The organism is Parvimonas sp. M20, assembly GCF_035282425.1.
Lineage (GTDB): Bacteria > Bacillota > Clostridia > Tissierellales > Peptoniphilaceae > Parvimonas.
On record NZ_JAYKBQ010000010.1, the window covers coordinates 1 to 19,880 of the forward strand.

At 26.9% G+C, this 19,880-nt stretch carries 20 protein-coding genes; all 20 read left to right on the forward strand.

Going from position 1 to position 19,880, the window contains the following annotated elements; translation table 11 throughout:
• The first annotated feature begins 230 nt into the window (after nt 1-230).
• The 20 genes from VJI93_RS05400 to VJI93_RS05495 all read left to right on the forward strand — a co-directional run bounded on the left by VJI93_RS05400 (nt 231) and on the right by VJI93_RS05495 (nt 19,864).
• Complete coding sequence (locus tag VJI93_RS05400) at nt 231-791, forward strand: SMI1/KNR4 family protein (RefSeq protein ID WP_323999836.1); 561 nt, start codon at nt 231-233, stop codon at nt 789-791.
• 78 nt (nt 792-869) lie between these two features.
• Nucleotides 870-1,802: a hypothetical protein gene (locus tag VJI93_RS05405; protein WP_323999835.1), complete on the forward strand. Its 933-nt coding sequence runs from the start codon at nt 870-872 to the stop codon at nt 1,800-1,802.
• Between the two features lie 26 nt (nt 1,803-1,828).
• Nucleotides 1,829-2,341, forward strand: coding sequence for a hypothetical protein (locus tag VJI93_RS05410; protein ID WP_323999834.1), 513 nt, complete (start codon nt 1,829-1,831; stop codon nt 2,339-2,341).
• A gap of 104 nt (nt 2,342-2,445) precedes the next feature.
• Nucleotides 2,446-3,006, forward strand: a complete 561-nt coding sequence (locus VJI93_RS05415; RefSeq protein ID WP_323999833.1) for an SMI1/KNR4 family protein — start codon at nt 2,446-2,448, stop codon at nt 3,004-3,006.
• A 21-nt stretch (nt 3,007-3,027) separates the two neighbouring features.
• Nucleotides 3,028-3,978 (forward strand): hypothetical protein, encoded by a 951-nt coding sequence (locus tag VJI93_RS05420; protein ID WP_324009214.1) that lies wholly within the window; start codon nt 3,028-3,030, stop codon nt 3,976-3,978.
• Between the two features lie 260 nt (nt 3,979-4,238).
• A complete protein-coding gene (locus VJI93_RS05425) occupies nt 4,239-5,459 on the forward strand; it encodes an MFS transporter (RefSeq protein ID WP_323999831.1) in 1,221 nt (406 codons plus the stop codon).
• A complete protein-coding gene (locus VJI93_RS05430) occupies nt 5,459-6,349 on the forward strand; it encodes a LicD family protein (RefSeq protein ID WP_323999830.1) in 891 nt (296 codons plus the stop codon). The genes VJI93_RS05425 and VJI93_RS05430 overlap by 1 nt, the downstream gene beginning before the upstream one ends.
• A 154-nt stretch (nt 6,350-6,503) precedes the next feature.
• Nucleotides 6,504-7,211 carry an NAD(+) synthase gene (gene nadE / locus VJI93_RS05435; protein WP_323999829.1) on the forward strand — a complete coding sequence of 236 codons (708 nt, stop codon included), beginning with the start codon at nt 6,504-6,506 and terminating at the stop codon, nt 7,209-7,211.
• 2 nt (nt 7,212-7,213) lie between these two features.
• Nucleotides 7,214-7,957 (forward strand): YebC/PmpR family DNA-binding transcriptional regulator, encoded by a 744-nt coding sequence (locus VJI93_RS05440; RefSeq protein ID WP_323999828.1) that lies wholly within the window; start codon nt 7,214-7,216, stop codon nt 7,955-7,957.
• A 1-nt stretch (nt 7,958) separates the two neighbouring features.
• Nucleotides 7,959-8,591, forward strand: a complete 633-nt coding sequence (locus tag VJI93_RS05445) for a TIGR01906 family membrane protein (RefSeq protein WP_323999827.1) — start codon at nt 7,959-7,961, stop codon at nt 8,589-8,591.
• A gap of 8 nt (nt 8,592-8,599) precedes the next feature.
• On the forward strand, nt 8,600-9,349 hold the full coding sequence (gene lgt / locus VJI93_RS05450) for a prolipoprotein diacylglyceryl transferase (protein ID WP_323999825.1): 750 nt from the start codon (nt 8,600-8,602) through the stop codon (nt 9,347-9,349).
• Between the two features lie 296 nt (nt 9,350-9,645).
• Entirely contained in the window at nt 9,646-10,083 is a 438-nt protein-coding gene (gene mraZ, locus VJI93_RS05455) for a division/cell wall cluster transcriptional repressor MraZ (RefSeq protein WP_416384091.1), read from the forward strand.
• Nucleotides 10,084-10,094: 11 nt separating this feature from the next.
• Nucleotides 10,095-11,027, forward strand: a complete 933-nt coding sequence (rsmH, locus tag VJI93_RS05460) for a 16S rRNA (cytosine(1402)-N(4))-methyltransferase RsmH (protein WP_323999824.1) — start codon at nt 10,095-10,097, stop codon at nt 11,025-11,027.
• Nucleotides 11,028-11,040: 13 nt separating this feature from the next.
• Entirely contained in the window at nt 11,041-11,409 is a 369-nt protein-coding gene (locus tag VJI93_RS05465; protein ID WP_323999823.1) for a septum formation initiator family protein, read from the forward strand.
• A 29-nt stretch (nt 11,410-11,438) separates the two neighbouring features.
• Complete coding sequence (locus VJI93_RS05470; RefSeq protein ID WP_323999822.1) at nt 11,439-13,862, forward strand: penicillin-binding transpeptidase domain-containing protein; 2,424 nt, start codon at nt 11,439-11,441, stop codon at nt 13,860-13,862.
• 17 nt (nt 13,863-13,879) lie between these two features.
• Nucleotides 13,880-14,851, forward strand: coding sequence for a phospho-N-acetylmuramoyl-pentapeptide-transferase (gene mraY, locus VJI93_RS05475; protein ID WP_323999820.1), 972 nt, complete (start codon nt 13,880-13,882; stop codon nt 14,849-14,851).
• A 13-nt stretch (nt 14,852-14,864) separates the two neighbouring features.
• Nucleotides 14,865-16,190: a UDP-N-acetylmuramoyl-L-alanine--D-glutamate ligase gene (gene murD / locus VJI93_RS05480; RefSeq protein WP_323999819.1), complete on the forward strand. Its 1,326-nt coding sequence runs from the start codon at nt 14,865-14,867 to the stop codon at nt 16,188-16,190.
• Nucleotides 16,191-16,261: 71 nt separating this feature from the next.
• Entirely contained in the window at nt 16,262-17,293 is a 1,032-nt protein-coding gene (locus VJI93_RS05485; RefSeq protein WP_323999818.1) for an FtsW/RodA/SpoVE family cell cycle protein, read from the forward strand.
• A gap of 1 nt (nt 17,294) precedes the next feature.
• Nucleotides 17,295-18,404, forward strand: a complete 1,110-nt coding sequence (gene murG, locus VJI93_RS05490) for an undecaprenyldiphospho-muramoylpentapeptide beta-N-acetylglucosaminyltransferase (RefSeq protein WP_323999817.1) — start codon at nt 17,295-17,297, stop codon at nt 18,402-18,404.
• 2 nt (nt 18,405-18,406) lie between these two features.
• Nucleotides 18,407-19,864 carry a cell division protein FtsQ/DivIB gene (locus VJI93_RS05495; RefSeq protein WP_323999816.1) on the forward strand — a complete coding sequence of 486 codons (1,458 nt, stop codon included), beginning with the start codon at nt 18,407-18,409 and terminating at the stop codon, nt 19,862-19,864.
• The last annotated feature ends 16 nt before the right edge of the window (nt 19,865-19,880 follow it).

Consider the following 19,880-nt stretch of genomic DNA (forward strand, 5'->3'; position numbering starts at 1 on the left):
AAGATACCTCCTTTTTGTGTTCATAAATATAATACTATTATTTATTTAATGTGTCCACTTTTATAAGTAGGGTGCAAATATATTTAAAATTTTGAGAAGAAATCACACGATTTCTTCTCTTTTTGTATTATTTTTATAATAATGATATAATAGTGAAAATGTTGAGTGAAAAATTTATGAGAATATATTTAGTAAATTTACATAATGGAAATTTTTAAATGGGAGGTTATATGTTAATATCAAAAAATAAAGTGATTCAAAACGCATCAAAAATATTAGAAGAAGATTTAAAAATTAAATTACCAGAAGATTATTCTAAATTTTTAGACAAGTATAATGGGGGGAGAACATATAAATCAAAAGTAAAAATTGGAAGAAATTGGGATGATGTATGTGGATTTAATGGAGTAGGGGAAGTAAATGAAAACTATAGTTTTGAATCAATGAAATCAATGGGAGTCTTAGATAATTATATAGAAAGGGGATTTTTACCGCTTTCTCATAATATGCTAGGGGATTATTATTGTTTATCATTAAAAGCAGAAGATTATGGATCTATCTATTTATTGTATCATGATTTACTAGGAAAAAAGAAAAAGTTGTTTTCTAGTTTTACCGAATTTATAAATAATATAAAGAGTGAAGAAATAGGACATATAAAAACAATGGAAGAAAGAGAAAAAATGGCTATAGAAAATGGATATGGGTATAAAGTTGAATTATTACGTCCAGTTTGGAAAAAGGAAATAGAAAAATTTAGTAAGATTGTCCAAGAAGAGGTAATTTTGTAGGATAATTTTTAGTATTAGCGATTAATATGAAAGGTTTAAAAACATTATAATAAAAAGAATAATTGGAGGATGTTGAAGATGACAAATGAAGCAAGTGTATCAGTTTTTTGGGGCGAAAATATTTTAATAATACCATTTTTAAGAAGTGAATTTGGTTTTGGGGTAGCTCAATATCAAGATGAAATTTATTCACTTACAATGTCTAATGCAGAACTTGGAAAAGAGATATTGTCAAAATTAGAATATAAAGACAATTCAAAAGGTAAAAACTCTAAAAAAGATTTTTGGACAGTAACAGGAATAAAATCTTACAATACATTTAGTAAAAAATATAAATTAGTAGATATTTCAAAATATGATGACAAGATTGAGGTTAGACTTTGGGTTTATGTTGGAAAAGGCTATAGTGGAAGTGAAAATCCGAATGACACTGTAGAATTAATATTGCCAATTAATCCGGAAGTATTGGGAGAAACTGTACGTAATTTAGCATTAAATTCTAAGGATATAGATTTTGAAAATGAATTTAAATATGGTGGATTTGAAACTGCAGATGATTCAAAAATTAGTTATAAACTTTTACCGGATGAATATATTGATATAGAAGATGGACATACAGATGCTTATCAAATATATATTCATGAAGATTATGAAAGTAATTATATAGGATTTATGATAGACAGTGGATATGAAAAAGTAATTAATTCTGTCATAGAAAAATTATGTGAAAAGTTGTTTTATAATACTTTGAATAAGAAAATAAAAAAAACATGGACAAGATGGTATGGATCTTTAAAATCTTATGAGTATAAAGATGTTAATAATAAAATGTATTATGCACAGATTTTTGGAAAGACAGATAAAGTAGAAAAACATTCATACTTATATAAAGATGGAGAAGAAGTTTTAGAGCTTACATTTGAAATTGATTTAGTAAATACGCCACTAGATTTACAAGAAAAAATTAGAAAAGACTTTATTGAACTTGTTGAATCGGTGAAAGTAATTTAATTATTTACTAGAAGGGATGTCATAAAATGGTAATAGAATTAGTAGCAAAGCTTAAAACAGCAGAAGAGTTTTTTGAACAGTTTAAAAGTGAAGATATAAAAATTGATGAAATATTGTTGGATGCTTTGTCAAATACAAAGCCTGAGGATAGATATAAGATAAGTAAATTTTTGATTGAGAATGGAGCAAATGTTAATGAGATAGATTGTGAAGGATATAATGCTTTACAGGTTCTATTGTCTGCTCGATTGCATATAATAGAAGAAACAGCAATGCTATGTAAGGAACTGATAAAAAGAGGAGTGGATATAAACCATAAGGATAAATATGGACAAGTAGCATTTGTGTATATTATTAGAATGAATAATTTTAGTGATAGTGAATTGGAAGAATTATACAATTTGTTTTTATCTCAAGATAATTTGAATCTTTTAGATAAAGATAAATTCAATAATACGCCTATTGAGTATGCAGAAGGGCTCCCATACAGAGAAAGTATATATGAAAGGATGAAAAAGTATGTTTCACAAAATAGATAAATTTTATGAAAAGACAGAATTTATTAAAAATGCTGGAGCAAGTGTAGTTTCTAAAAATAAAATGAATTGACACAAATGATAATAATTTTTAAAATGGAGGCTATATGTTAATATCAAAATTTAATTCAGTAAATAATGTTGGAGAACAAGTAGAGAAAAAGTTTAATATAAAATTACCTTTGAGTTATATTAAATTTTTAGATAAGTATAATGGGGGGGATACTTATAAAACAAAGGTAAAATTTGGAAGAAAAAAAGATGATATTACAGCATTTTATGGTTTAGGAGAAACTGATGGGACTCATAGTTTTGAAAAATTAGAACATTATGGAGTAATAGAAAGATTATCAAAAAAGAAATTATTTCCTATTGCAACAAATAGTGGAGGAGACTACTATTCAATCAGTTTAGATGAAAATAATTATGGTGAGATATATCTATATTATCATGATTTACTAGGAAAGAAGACTAAAGTAGCTACTGACTTTATTGAATTTATTAACAATTCAAAGAGTGAGGAGATTGGGCATGTAAAAACTATGGAAGAAAGAGAAAAAATAGCTATAGAAAATGGTTATGGAGATGAAGTTGAAATGTTGCGTCCTATTTGGAAAGAACAAATAGAAGAATTTAGTAAGATTGTTCAAGAAGAGGTAATTTTATAGTTTTTTAAGAGCTTTATATATTTGTTGGAAGGAATTAATATAATGAGTGGAATTACAATTTTTTATAATGAAAAATTTGGATATATAATAGGGTCTCATACTAAGCAAGCAAAAACTGATATACCTACTACTTTGGATCAGGTTGAAATATTGGCACCTGCTGTTTCAATAGAAAATTTATCAAAATATATGTATAAGGCAATTGAAAAATCATTTAATAATCCAATTTATAACAATGAAATTTTGCCTAAGTATTGGACTGTTTCTGGGATTAAATCATTTTCAAGTTTTAGTAAAAATTTTTCATCTGTAAAAATTATTGTAGATGATGGTATTTGTAAGTGTCATAAATTAATGTTAGCAACAAAATCAGGAGGATACAAAGTAGATAAAAATTATTACTTTGAATGTCCAAAAGAATTTTTATATAATGAAACAAATAAAATAAAAAACTGGCTACTTATGGTTAATGAAAATAATTTTAAGAATGGTGGATTTGAAACTGCAGATGATTCAAAAATTAGTTATAAACTTTTACCGGATGAATATATTGATATAGAAGATGGACATACAGATGCTTATCAAATATATATTCATGAAGATTATGAAAGTAATTATATAGGATTTATGATAGACAGTGGATATGAAAAAGTAATTAATTCCGTCATAGAAAAATTATGTGAAAAGTTGTTTTATAATACTTTGAATAAGAAAATAAAAAAAACATGGACAAGATGGTATGGACCTTTAAAATCTTATGAGTATAAAGATGTTAATAATAAAATGTATTATGCACAGATTTTTGGAAAGACAGATAAAGTAGAAAAACATTCATATTTATTTAAAGATGGCGAAGAAGTTTTAGAGCTTACATTTCAAATTGATTTAGTAAATACTCCATTAGAATTACAAGAAAAAATAAAGAAAGACTTTACAAAATTTGTTAAGTCAGTGAAAGTAATTAAAAAATAGAATCGAAATTATTAAAGGAAGAAATTGAAAAGATTTCTTCTTTTTGTTTGAATATTATTAAATATTTGTTGAATTTAGATAATAGACAAGGATTTTTAAATATGATATAATAGCTTTGGCAAAAATATGATTAGATATCTATTTTATTATAATATTGAGAATAAATATTTTAAGATAATTTTTTAGAAATTTAAGCAAATTTTTAGAAATAAAATATAGATAAATTTATTTTTTGCTATTTTATTATTTGGAGGAAATATATGTTCGGTTATTCGAAAAAAGAATTGAGTTGGATTTTATATGATTGTGCGAATTCTGCTTATTCTATGGCAATTACTACCGCATTGTTCCCGGTTTATTTTGGAATGGTCGGTGGAAAAGAGATGGATTTAGGATATTATAATTCATTTGCCAGCATTATTATTGCAGTTCTTAGTCCGGTGCTTGGAACAATAGCTGATTTTAAAGGTATGAAGAAAAGATTATTTACAATTTTTTCACTTTTTGCAATTTTTTCAACATTATTTTTATCTTATGTAGGAGAATTCGGATTACCTTTATTAATGGTTTTTTACGTTCTAGGATGTATAACTTTTGCAGGATCAAATATCTTTTACGATGCATTTTTAGTTGATGTAACATATGATGATAGAATGGATAAAATTAGTACTGCAGGATTTGCCTATGGATACATAGCAAGTGTAATACCTTTTATGTTTTGTTTAGGAGCTGTTTTGATTTTTGGAATGAAAAAGCCTTTAGGCTATCAAATTGGCTTTGCTATAACAGCTCTTTGGTGGTTAGTACTTACAATTCCAATGTATAAAAATGTTGACCAAGTATATGGGGTAGAGCCTGTTCCCAATCCTGTTAAGGAAAGTTTTGGAACAATTCTTCACACATTAAATAATATTAAAAAGAACAAAGTTGTTGTTATCTTTTTATGTTCTTACTTCCTTTATATTGATGGAGTAGATACAATTATAAAGATGGTAATACCTTATGCTAAATCAGTTTTAGATGCAGAAAAATTTGATATACTTTTTCTTTTAGGAATTTTGATTTATGTTCAAATAATAGCATTCCCTTTTGCTATCATTTATGGAAGATTAGCAGAAAAATTTGGAACTAGAACCATGATTAAAGTAGGAATTATAACATATATGGTTTCTGTAATGTTTGCTTATTTTATGAGTAATTTAGTTCATGTTTTTATACTGTCAACATTTATAGCGTCTGCTCAAGGTGGAATTCAAGCATTGAGTAGAAGTTATTATGCAAAGATAATACCGAAGGAAAATGCAAATGAATTTTTTGGATTCTATAATATATTTGGAAAGTTTGCAGCTATAGTAGGACCATTTATTATGAGTTTTATAACTACAGTAACACATAACCCAAGATATTCAATTCTTGGTATAATTCCATTATTTGTTGTTGGTTATATAATAATGTTACAATTACCAAAGGAAGAAAAATAATGATTTTTAAATTTGATTCAAAAAATACTTGGAAAATTAAAAGTGAATTTAAAAAAGGTAAGTTTGATATTGATTTTGAAGCTTTAAAGAAAAAAGAATTAGAAATTTTGAAAAATTTTATTTCTTGCTGTGAAAAAATGAATTTGACTTATTATATAAGCTATGGAACTCTACTTGGTGCAATTAGACATAAAGGTTTTATTCCTTGGGATGATGATATAGATGTATGTATGCCAAGAGGAGATTATGATAGATTTATAAAAGAGGGTAGTGAATATTTACCTGAAAATTATTTTATTCAAACGATGGAGTCAGACCCGAAATATGCATTAAATTTTGCAAAACTTCGTGATAGTAACACAGCTCTTTTTGAAAAACATGTATTAGATGTAGATATTAATCATGGAGTATTTATTGATATTTTTCCTGTTGATGGATATATTAAAGGTCAAAATAAAGTTTTGGATTTAAGAGTTAAAGAAAAACCTGTTTTTGAAGAGGCAGATACTAATGCTTTTTCAAATGCATTAAGTGGTTTTAGCAAGAAATTTGTGTATAAATTAAGTGAAACTATACCTAACAAATTAAAGATTGATCTTTCAAAAAATTCTATCCCAAAAGATAATCCTAAATTTGAGGACTGTGAATATGTGGCATGTTTGGTTGACAGTTTTTATATAATTCCTTTCAAAAGAGCTTTATTAGGAAAAGGAATAAAGGTTGATTTCGAAAATATCAAAGCTAATGCTCCTGAAAATTACGATGAATATTTAAGGGTTTTATATGGAGATTATATGAAATTGCCTCCAGAATCCCAAAGAGAAAATCATCATAATTTTCATTTGGCAGATGTAAATAAAAGTTTCAGAGAATATCAAGAAAAAATTTAAGCTATGAGTAAAAACATAGCTTTTTTTGATTGTTTTGTAGAATTTTTTTGAATTTTTTGATATAATAGTTACAGTTTTGCACTATTTACTAATTTTTTGAGTTAAAAATAGTGTAAAATAGTTTTTAAAAACGAAAGTTATAAGGAGGTGTATTATGAAAGAAGTTGTTGATAAACTTGTTGAATGGCTTAGAAATTCCGTTAAGGAAGCTGATTGTAAGGGGATAGTATATGGGCTTAGCGGTGGAGTTGATTCAGCTGTTATTGCAGCACTTTCAAAACTTGCCTTTAATGACGAATCTTTAGCTATAATGATGCCAATAAATAGTTCCAAAGAAGATGAAAAAGATGCTAAATTGGTTATTGATAAATTTAAACTTAATGTAATAAAAGTTGATTTGTCTAAAGCATATTCTGTTTTTACAGACTCTGTGGAAAAGGGAGATAATTTAATGGCTTATGCAAATGTTAAGCCAAGACTTAGAATGACAACTTTGTATTATTATGCACAATTAAAAAGATATTTAGTAGTTGGAACAAGTAATAAATCAGAATTTACTGTTGGATATTTTACTAAATATGGGGATAGCGGTTCTGATCTTATGCCACTTATAGATTTTACAAAGAAGGAAATTTTTGAACTTGCAAGATTTTTGAAAGTTCCCGAAAAAATAATTCAAAAACCACCAAGTGCAGGACTTTTTGAAAATCAAACAGATGAAGATGAAATGGGCTTTTCTTATGATGATTTAGAAAAGTTTATTAATAATGAAAAATTAGATAAAAAAATAGAGGAAAAAATAAAAAGAATGGTAAAAATTTCAGAACATAAGAGAAATTTCGCCAAAGGATTTAGGAGGTAATTATGTCAGGACATAATAAGTGGAGTACGATTAAACATAAAAAAGGAAAAGAAGATGCAAGAAGGGGAAAAATATTTACAAAACTTGCTCGTTATATAATTGTTGCAGTTAAAGAAGGGGGAGCAGATCCTGAATATAACCCTGCTTTAAAAACTGCAATAGAAAAAGCTAAAGCTGAAAACATGCCTAATGATAATATTGAAAGAGCATTAAAAAAAGGTGCTGGAGATGGAGATTCCAGTAACTATGAAACTATAATCTATGAAGGTTATGGACCTGAAGGGATTGCGGTTGTAGTTGAATGTTTAACAGATAATAGAAATAGAACTGCTGCAGATGTAAGACATGCTTTTGATAAACATGGTGGAAATTTAGGACAAAATGGTTCGGTTTTGTTTATGTTTGAGAAAAAAGGTGTTATTGTAATTTCAAGAGATCAAGCAGAGGAAGATGATTTAATGGACTTTGCTTTAGAAAACGGAGCTAGTGATTTTGAATCTGACGAAGAAGTTTATACTATTTATTCAGAAGTTTCAGACTTCATTACTTTAAGAGATGCACTTCAAGAAAAAGGATATACTTTTAGTGCATGTGATTTGGAATATGTTCCAAGTAATAATTCACAGATTTCAAATCCTGAAAATATTAAGAAAATGGTTAAGATGATAGACCAGCTTGAAGATAATGACGATGTTCAAAATGTTTATCATAATTGGGATATACCAGAAGATTTAGATGTAGAATAGTATGAAAAAAATATTTGCTTTTTTGATTTCTCTAAGCATAATTTTATTTGTTTTATTATATTCGATAGATTTTATGGCTAAGGATATTTCTTACTATAATAATTTTCACAATGAATATAAAATTGAAGAGGAGTCAGGGCTTTCTAAAGAATGGATAGAATGTGCGAGTAATTCACTGGTTGAATTTATTAAAAGTGGAAATAAAGAAGTTTTAAAAAATCATTTTAATAAAAAAGAAATTTCTCATATGGAAGATGTATATAAACTATTTAAACTTGACAGAATAGTTTATACATCTTTGTTTATAATTACTTTGCTGGTAGTTATATATAAATTATTTAAAAAAGACTTTTTATTCTTTAGGTATATAAGAAAGTATATTTTAATAACTTATATATCTGTAGTTTCTTTTTTAGGAATATGTTCTGTTTTCTTTTCTGAAAGTTTTATATATTTTCATAAACTATTTTTTAATAATGATTTATGGCTTTTGGATTATAAAACAGACTTAATGATAAGAATTTTACCGGAAAAATTTTTCTTTGTTTTATTTTTAAATGTACTTGTATTATCTACGATATGTATTTTTTTAATTTATATTTTTCTTAAATTTAAAGATTATGAATATAATTAGGAGGAAATATGGAAGTAAAAATTGATAGGGTTGCTTTTAGACTATTTGGAATAGATATAATGTGGTATGCCATTATTATTTGTTTTGGCATTATGGCTGGACTTTTTGTAGCAACAAAAAACTCCAAACTTAGAAATATAGAAGAGGATGAAATTTCAAACCTTTTGCTCTTTGCTTTACCTATTAGTGTAATTGGAGCAAGAATATACTATGTAGTATTTGAATGGGAAAATTATAAAGGTAATTTTTTATCTATGATTAATATTAGAGAAGGTGGACTTGCAATATACGGTGCTGTAATTGCAGCTGTTATTGTAGTTTACTTTTTTGGTAAATATAAAAAAATTGATTTTAGAGATTTAGCAGATGTTTGTGCGCCAGGATTAATACTTGGTCAAGCAATTGGAAGATGGGGAAATTTTATAAATCAAGAAGCTCATGGAACTGAAACTACATTGCCTTGGGCAGTTATCATAGATGGAAAAAAATATCATCCAACATTTTTATATGAATCTGTTGGGAATTTATTGATTTTTACATTTTTAATGATATACATGAGAAAATACCAAAAGAAAAAAGGAGAAATTATTCTCTTTTACGCAATTTTGTATGGAATTGTGAGATTTTTTGTTGAAGGCTTGAGAACGGACAGCCTTATGTTTTTAGGATTTAGAGTTTCACAAGTTTTATCACTTGTAGGTGTGCTCGTTGGAACTATTCTTTTCTTTTTTAATAGAAAATATGGAAAAGATATTTAAAAATTTATAATTTAATACTTTTATTTTAAAAATGTTAACTACATGGATTTAATCTATGTAGTTTTTTTTTATAAAAAATATTAAATTTTTTTAAATTTTTAAAGTTTTTTTGAAAAATCCCTCCACTTTTTATAATTATTTTTAATAACATTGAAAATTACAAGTTTATTAAAAAAATAAATAAAAAATTTTTTAACAAAAAGGGTTGCAAAATATGCAAAAATAGTATAAAATATAAGTGTGATAAAAAATGTGGTTCAATATGGAGTGAAATGGAGTTAGTTTTTTAGGAGGTGATGGCATTGTTTATTGGAGATTTTCCACATACTTTAGATGATAAAGGCAGATTGATTATGCCATCAAAATTTAGATATGAGTTAGGAACTAATTTTGTAGTAACTCGTGGACTTGAAGGTTGCTTATTTGTCTTTACAGAAAAAAAGTGGGCTGAATTTACGGAACAACTTAACTCAAAAGGATTCAGCAAAAAAGATGTTCGTTCAATTACAAGATTTTTTTGTAGTTGTGCAATGAATGCAGATTTAGATAAACAAGGAAGATTTTTAGTAAATAAAAATTTACGTGAATTTGCTGAAATTGAAAGAGATGTAATGATTATTGGAGTTTCTGACAGAATTGAAATTTGGTCCAAAGAAAAATGGGATAAATACAGCGAAGCAGAATATAGTGATGATGCTATTATGTCTGAAATATTTGATGGTCTTGATTTTTAAGGAATTTATTTATGGAATTTAATCATATACCGATAATGTTAGATGAAGTAATAGATAATTTAGATATTAAACCTAACGGAATATATGTTGATTTAACTGTTGGTGGTGCTGGCCATTCAACAGAAATATTAAAAAGAATAAAAAATGGAAAACTCATTTGTGTTGATCAGGATGAAGAAGCTTTGGCAGTTGCCAAAGAGAGACTTTTAAAAATTTCAGATAATGTTTTATTTTATAAAAGTAATTTTGAAAATTTTAAAGAAATACTAGATTACTTTGAAATTGATAAGGTTGATGGTGTTTTATTAGATATCGGTGTTTCTTCATATCAAATAGATAATGGTCAAAGAGGCTTTTCTTATATGATAGATGCTCCATTGGATATGAGAATGGACAGGGAGCTTAAAAAAAGTGCCTTTGATGTTGTAAATTATTATAGTTCTGAGAATTTAGAATATGTTTTTTATAACTATGGCGAAGAAAAATGGACAAAAAGAATTGTAGAATTTATTGTTAATTATAGAAAGGAAAAGTTGATAGAAACTACCTTTGAATTAGTTGATATCATTGAAAGAGCTATTCCGAAATCGGTTAGAGCTAAGGGGGGACATCCTGCAAAGAGAGTCTTCCAAGCTATAAGGATTGAGGTTAATAGAGAACTGGAAGTTATTAAAAAGGTGATTCCAGACATTATAGAAAAACTAAATGAAGATGGTAGATTATGTATTATAACTTTTCATTCTTTGGAAGATAGGATTGTTAAAGATTCGTTTAAAGAGTTGGCAAGAGGTTGTATTTGCCCGAAAGAATTATATGTTTGTGTTTGTAATAATAAACCAAAAATAAAAATCTTAACTAAGAAACCTTTAGTACCTTCCAAAGAAGAAATGAATGAAAATCCAAGATCAAAAAGTTCAAAATTGAGGGTTTGTTCAAAAATTTAGGAGGATGATTTATATGAGTATGGCTCAAGTAAAATATATGAATGTTTCAGGCGAGAGAATTTCAGAAAAAAACAGAAAAAAAGCCTACGGAATTACCAGAGAATCCAGTTTATATAAAAATATTACACTTTTTATATTTACTTTTATTACATTAACTTTTAGTGTAGTAATTTTATATGGATATCTAAATATTGCTCAACAAAATAGAATGATAAATACACTAAACTCTGAAATTCGCTCGTTAGAAACAGAAAGAGATGATAATTATATGAAACTTGAGCCTTATAAATCTGTAGATAGAATTGCAAGGATTGCAAGACTTAATTACAATATGGATTTTCCTAAAAAGGAACAAGTAAAATATTTGGATAAGATTGATTAATTTATTAAACTTAGACAAGGGGAGTTTAAATGAAAAATAAGAAATATACTATCAAAAATAAAACAGTCTCTTCTCGTTCGGCTGTTTTATTTTTTATTTTTATCATACTTTTTAGTGTGATAGTTGCTAAACTGGCATATTTACAGCTATATTCAAAAAACAAATATAGTGTTGAACAATTTAAAGATTCGGTCAATTATACACCACTTGAAGCAAAAAGAGGTTCTATTTTTGATAGAAACGGAAATATCCTAGCTAAGAGTATTAGTGTTTATAATGGATATTTTTCTACTCTTGATTATAATCGTTATAAAAAATCTAGTGGTAAGGTTAAAGATGCTGAAACACAAAAGTTAGACAAAATTTTTGATATATTGCAGTTGAATAAAGAAGAAATTTTTGAAAAAGCTGATCAATATAACAATTTATTAATAAAAAAAGATATAACAGAAGAACAAAATGCTGTTATTAAATCAAAAAATTCACTTATAGTAAGTGTTACTAACAATAAAGAAGTATATTTTTCTGTTCTAGAATATGAAAAATTTAAACTTTATTCTCAAAAAGCCAAAGAGGCTGAAGAAAAAAAACTAGATGAAATTTTTTCAGCTCTTGAAATTGATAAGAAAAAAATATTTGACAGAGCTGATAGAGGAACTAATTTTAAAATAAAAAAGAGTATTAGTCCCGAATTAGCCAAAGAAATTAAAGAGATAAATTCCTCTATAATCAGTGTTGAAATTGAACAAAGTAGAAACTATATAGATGGAACTTTAGCTCCTTTTGTTGTTGGTCATGCAAATGAAAACGGAGGACAAAGTGGAATTGAAAATTATCTAAATGATTCTCTTTCAGGAACAAATGGATCTAAAAGAGTTATAAGAGAAAATCTTAATAAGTCAGTTGAAGATGTTGTTGAGGCAAAAAATGGTAAAGATATATATTTAACTATTGATAGTACTATTCAAAAGTATGTTTCAGAATATGCAAAGCAATATTATGATGAAGAAAAACCAATTAAGATGAGTGTTATTGTTTCAGATGTTACAAATGGTGATATACTTGCTATGGATAGTTTTCCAAAATATGATACTAATAATCCTAATGTTCCTCTTGATGACAATGCACTTAAAGAATTCGAAAATTTAGATGAAAAAGAAAAGTTGAAAAAAATATTTTCCATGTGGAGAAATCCTGCTGTAAGTGATGCTTACGAACCTGGTTCTGTATTTAAACTTATAACAGCATCTTCATCTTTGGAAGAAAAGACAGATACTTTAGATTCAACTTTCTTTTGTAATGGATTTATAAGAGATATTCCAGGAGTTACTCTTAGATGTTTTAACTGGCAAAATCCACATGGGAAGGAAACTTTTACTGATGCTTTAGACAATAGTTGTAACCCTGCTTTCGTTCAAATGGTTAGACATTTGGGAAAAGAAAAATTTTATAGATATATAAATGGTTTTGGTTTTGGAAATAAAACTGGAATAAATTTACCGGGAGAATCAAATGGACAAATTCCAAAATCTATATCCGATATAGGAGCTGCAGAACTTGCAACAATGAGTTATGGACATGGTATTTCTGTAACTCCTATTCAAATGATTATGGCTGCAAATGCAGTTGTAAATGGAGGCAATTTATTAGAGCCTCAAATTGATATTAAAAACGTTGAAAAAGATAAAGATAATAAACTTAAAATAAAAGAAAATGAAGCTATTGTTAAAAATCAAATTATCTCAAAGGAAACAAGTGATAAAATGAGAGCACTTATGGAGCATGGTGTAACAGATGGTATTGTTAAAAAAGTTTATTCTAATAATGTAAGAATTGGTGGAAAATCCGGGACAACAATAAAAGCAGTAAATGGTAAATATGATGACAAAAAAACTATTGCTTCACTTTATATAGCTTTCCCTATTGAAAATCCAAAATACAGTATTTTAATTGTATTTGATGAACCCAAAGCAAATGTAGGTGGGACTAGTGTTTGTGCTCCATTAGCTAAAAAACTAGCAGAAAAAATAGCTGAGTATAAACAAATAGCTAAAACAAACAACGAAAATGGAATAGTTAGAAAAACTAAAGTTCCAGATGTTAGAGGGCTAACTTTAGAATATGCTGCTGATGTTTTAAAAGGTCAATTTTTAAATTACAGTGTAGAAGGGGCTAGTTCTCCAAAATCAGTGGTTACCGGACAAAGTGAAGAACCTCAAAAGAATTTAGTTGAGGGAAGTACAGTTAAATTAACTTTATCAGATGATGAAAATGAAAAATTATTAGTTGTTGATTTTTCGAAAATGACATACCAGCAAGCCATGGATGTTGTAAATAAAATGGGGTATAAATATAAAACTTCGGGAGGTAAAGGAAAATTTGTATCTTCGAATAAAGAAATAGGAAGTTATATTTCAAAAGATGAGGAGTTAGTACTAACCTTTGAGGATTAATTTGGGAGATGAAATAAATGAGAATATCAAATTTTACAATAGGGAGTATTTTATTTAGCTTTTTTCTAACGATTATAATAGCAAAATATTCTATTCCTTATTTAAGAAAATTTAACTTAGGACAAAATATCAGAGATGACGGGCCACAAAGTCATTTATCTAAAGCTGGAACACCAACAATGGGTGGGGTATTCTTTGTAATTGCAATAATTATTACAACATTTTGTTTAGGAAACTTTTCTAAAGAAGTATTTGCAGTATTAATTGGAATGTTAGGTTTTGCTTTAATTGGATTTTTAGATGACTTTTTCAAACTTGTTATGAAAAGATCTTTGGGTTTAACTGAAATTCAAAAATTGATAATTCAATTTATAATCAGTATAGTTGTAATTTTATTTATAGAAAAAGTAGTAGGAACAGATTTAAGATATCAATTAATTCCTTTTGTAAAAGGAGCAGTTAATTTTAGTTGGTTTATATATCCTATACTAATTTTTGTAATGATTGGAACTGCAAATGCAACGAATTTAACAGATGGATTGGACGGACTTTCATCCTCTGTTTCAATACCTGTATTTTTAGGTCTTGGTATTATAAATGCATCAAGATTTCCAAGTGTTGGAGTTTTCTCTTTAGTATTTATGGCAAGTTTAATGGGTTTTGTTATGTTTAACTCATATCCGGCTAGAGTATTTATGGGAGATACTGGCTCAATGGCTTTAGGTGGTGCAATAGCAACAATATGTATATTAAATGGAATGATTTTTTACTTGCCTATTATTGGTGGAATATATGTTATGGAAGCATTATCTGTAATTATTCAAGTTATTAGTTATAAAACCAGAAATAAAAAAAGAGTTTTCTTGATGAGTCCTATACATCATCATTATGAATTAAAAGGGTATAAAGAACCTCAAATCGTTACAGCTTTTGCTGTAATTAGTGGAATCTTGTCAATTATATCCGTATATTTGTACTATAATATATAGATAGGAGTATTTTATGGAAGTTGTAAACAAGAAGATTTTAGTTATTGGATTAGGATTATCTGGAATTTCAACTATAAAAACTCTTAGCTCTTTAAAAGCTGATGTATATTGTTATGATGATAAAGAAAAAACAGAATTACAAAATGTTTTTGAAAAGCTTGAAAATTATAATTTTCAATTTATAAAAAATTATAAAGATTATAATTTTAATTTTATAGTTAAAAGTCCAGGAATTAAACCTACTAATGAAATAATTGAATATTTTTATAATAAAAAAGTTCCAATCTATACGGATTTGGAATTAGCCTATACTCTATTTCCAAAAAGAAAAATTATTGCTATAACTGGAACTAATGGGAAAACTACTACGACAAGTTTAGTTGGAGAGATTTTCAAAACTGCAAATATAAAATCAAAAGTAGTTGGAAATATTGGAGTTGGAATGCTTTGGGAAATTTTTAATTCAGATGATGAAACTGTAAATATCATAGAAGTTAGTAGTTTTCAACTGCATAATGTCGAAAAATTTAAACCTTTTATAGCTTCTATTGGAAATATAACTCCTGATCATATTGATTGGCATGGAAGTTTTGATAATTATATAGACGATAAATTAAAAATATTTAAAAATATGGATAAAAACGGGAATCTTATTTTAAATATTGATGATGAAATTTTAAGTAAGATTGATGTAGAGAATACTAATGTAACAAAAATTTCTTTAAAAGATAAAAATGCAGATTTTTATTTAAGTGAAAATAATTTTTATCATTATGATAAAAAGCTATTTTCTATGAAAGATTTAAAAATTTTAGGAGAGCACAATGCTCAAAATGTTTTAATTTCTTTGGCAATCTGTTATAATTATGGTATAATTATGGATACCATAATTTTTGCATGTAAAAATTTTGGTGGCGTTGAACATAGAATTGAATTTGTTAGAGAATTAAATGGGATAAAGTTTTATAATGACTCGAAAGGAACAAATGTGGATTCAACTATAAAAGCCATAGAAGCTTTAGAAAAACCTATTATACTAATTTTAGGTGGATATGATAAAAATGTGGATTTTAATCCATTATTTGAAAGTTTTAATGGCAAGGTAAAGGCACTAATTTTAGTTGGAGACACAAAATATAAATTTTATGATACAGCAAAGAAAAATGAATTCGAAAATAATATAATGGTTGAAGATTATAATGAAGTTGTAAAAAAATGTTTTGAAATTGCAGAAAGTGGAGATAATATTTTACTTTCACCAGCATCTGCAAGTTGGGACATGTTTAAAAGTTATGAAGAAAGAGGAAATTTATTTAAAAAGTTGGTAAATGAGTTGTAATGAATAGATATGATAAATACACTAAAAAATTAGTCATGGTTGTACTATTTCTCCTTCTGTTTGGAGGTGTAATGGTATTTAGTACAAGTTGGCCTTATAGCTACAGACTAAAGGGAAATGAAATAGAAATAATAAAAAAGCATGCATTATTTGTAGCTTTATCTATTATATCTATATTTATTTTTTCACAAGTGAATATTTTAAAACTAAAAAAATATAGCAAAATAATTTTTATATTAGTTTTTTTGGTGGGTTTTTTAGTGTATTCTCCAATAGGAGTTAATGTTTATAATGCGAGAAGATGGATAAAAGTAGGGCCTTTAACATTTATGCCTTCTGACTTTATGAAAATTGTATCTATAATGTTAATGGCTTATATTATTGATAAATATAAGAACAAGTTTACTTTTAAAAATGTGTTTTTTAAATATTTAGTTATTGTCGGTTTAGCATCATTCTCTGTTATGATTCAACCTGATTTTTCAAATACGTTGATAATTATTGGAACTATTACAGCTATGTATATAATAGCCGGGATGGATAAAAAGGCAATAATGTTTTCTGGACTTGGAATATCTATTGCAAGTTTTGGGGTAATATATTTATTAAATTCAGGATATAGTAGGACTAGTAGAATTCAAGCCTTTATAAATCCTTTAAAGTATAGAGATTCAAAATCATGGCAACTGATAAAATCACTTTTTGCTATTACAAATGGTTCTTTTTGGGGAGTTGGTCTTGGTAATGGAAGGCAAAAATATACTTTATCAGAAGCACATAATGATTTTATTTTCGCAACCATTGCAGAAGAATTTGGATTTGTAGGATCTGTATTTTTAATTGGAGTATACATTTACTTAGCATATTTAGGAATAATGATTTCAAGAAATGTTAAGAATTTATATGGAAAGATGGTAATACTTGGTATAACATTCTCAATTGGATTACAAACATTAGTTAATATTGGAACGGCTACTGGGTCAATTCCTCCAACAGGAGTAACTTTACCTTTTGTGAGTTATGGTGGATCATCATTGGTTATGACTTCAATAATGATTGGAATTATTTTGGGAATAGTTAGACATGATACTAAAGGGAGATAATATGAAAGTCGTAATATCAGGAGGAGGTACAGGAGGACATATATATCCTGCTGTTGCAATAATTGAAGAATTAAAAAGACTAGATGAAAATGTAGAAATTTTATATATAGGTTCTAAAAATAGTATGGAAAGTGAGTTAATTCCAAGTTTAAATATAAATTTTAAATCTATTGAGGTTATGGGGCTTCCAAGAAAAATTAATAGGAAGTTTTTTAAATCGATTTTTGTTCTGTTTAAGGGATTATCACAAGCGAAAAAAATCTTAAAAGAATTTAAGCCTGATGTTGTTATTGGAACCGGTGGTTTTGTAACAGGACCTGTTTTGTATAAAGCACATAAACTTGGTATTTATACAATTTTTCACGAACAAAATAGTTATCCTGGAATCACAAATAGAATTTTATCAAGATATGTAGATTCTATGGCTGTTACTTTTAAGGAATCAATTAATTTTTTTAAAAATAATGAAAAATGTGTTGTTACAGGAAATCCTATTAGAAACAGATTTCAAAATCTAGATAGAAAAGACTCTTTAAAGTTTTTTGAACTTGATGAAAATTCCCAAAATATTTTTTCCTTTGGAGGAAGTAATGGAAGTGAAGAACTTAATAAAGCTGTTTTGGGTATTTTAGATAAATTTTATGAAAATACTCAAATTTCTTTAATTCATGTAACAGGAAAAAGCAATTATGATAAATTTTTAGAAGAAATAAAAAACAAAAATATAAAAATAGGGAAGAATGTAAAAATTTTGCCCTATATGATTGAGATGGATAAGGCTTATGGGGTTTCAGATTTAGTTATAACAAGTTCTGGAGCAATTACATTAGCTGAAATATCAAAAATAGGTTTGGCAAGTATTTTAATTCCAAAAGCATATACTACAGAAAATCATCAAGAATTTAATGCAAGGGCATATAAGGATATTGGTGCTGCTGAGCTTATACTTGAAAAAGAATTAAATTCTGATTTATTGTGGGAAAATATAGAAAAAATAATTTTTGACGATAATAAACTTGAGCAAATGAAAGAAAATACTAAAAAGTTGGCAATGCCAAATGCAGTTAATGATTTTGTTTCAATATTTTATGATAAATTTAAAGGGAGATAGATATGTCTGATGATAACAAAAAAGGAAAGAAGCCTAAAATATTTGTAAAAAGTAACAATTCTGACAGTTCAATGAACGACGAATTTTACGAATATGATAAATTAAAAGCTAATAATAATGTTTTAGATGAGTCTTTTTTTGAAGATTTCAAAAGTGTAGATTTTGAAAAATTGAATTATGAAAAAGAACATCCGGTTTCTGAAGAAATGGATGATGAGATTTTTTCATCTGATGATATTATTGAAGATGAAGTTATTCAAGAAATTCCTGAAGAAATTGTGGATACAGAAGAAAATGAAAACCATAGTTTTAATGATGAAACTTTGAATGATGATTCAGATGAACAATTCGACTTTGACGAAGACGATGATGATTTTGGAAGTTTAGACTCTGAGAAAGATTATATTTCAAATGAAGATTCTGAAATCGGATTATCAGATGAAGAAATTAAAGATGAAGAGAATTCAATTTTTAATCAATATGGGATATCTAATACAGAAGAGTCAGGAAAAGAAGAAAATTACGATTCGTTATTTTATAAAAATGAGGAAGCTGAGAATGAATTAGAAGACGATGATGACTTTGGAAGTTTAGACGATGAAGTCAATATGGCACAGCCTGCTTATATCAATGTTAGTCAAAAGGCGAATTATTATGACGAAGTTGATGATGAATCAGAATATGACGAAGACGAAGACGATGATGAGTACTATATTGATAAAAAAGGAAATAAAAAGAAAAGAAGAAACGGTATAAGAATATTCTTTAAATTTATATTGGTATTTTTATTAGCATGTGCAGCATTAATGGTTTATTTTGGGCTTACTCATGATTTATTCAAAGTTGATTACATAAATGTAGTTGGAAATGTTGCAAATAATAAAGAACTCATAGTTTCTAAAAGTGGAGTCAAGGTTGGTGATAATATATTTTTAGCATCTTCAAGTAAAATTAAGAAAAACTTAAAAGAACTTCCTAATATTGAAGATGTGAAGGTAAGAAAAAATTATCCTAATATAATTGAAATAGAAGTAAAAGAAAATTATGTTAGCTCTTATATAAATACTGCTAGTGGATTAACTGCTATAGACAATTATGGGAAGGTTAAAGAGGTTGGAGCTGATAATTCTAAAGCATCAGGTGTTCAATTAAAAGGAATTTCTGAATCAGACTTAAAAGTAGGAGAAGAATTTTCAAAAGATAATACCAAAGTTCAATTTTTGAAAGATATTTTAGAAAAAGAATATTATCATAGTATTATTAGTATTGACTTTACAAATGATAAAGAAATAATAATAGAATTTAAAAACGATTTAAAAGTAACTTTTGGTGATTTAAATGATTATGCTAAAAAGACCCAAATTATTGGAATTTTAATTAAAAAAATTCAACTTGAGGGTATAAATGCAAAAGAAATTATATTAAATGTTGGAGAAAATCCAATAATTGTAAAAAAATAGTGGAATTTTATTTAAA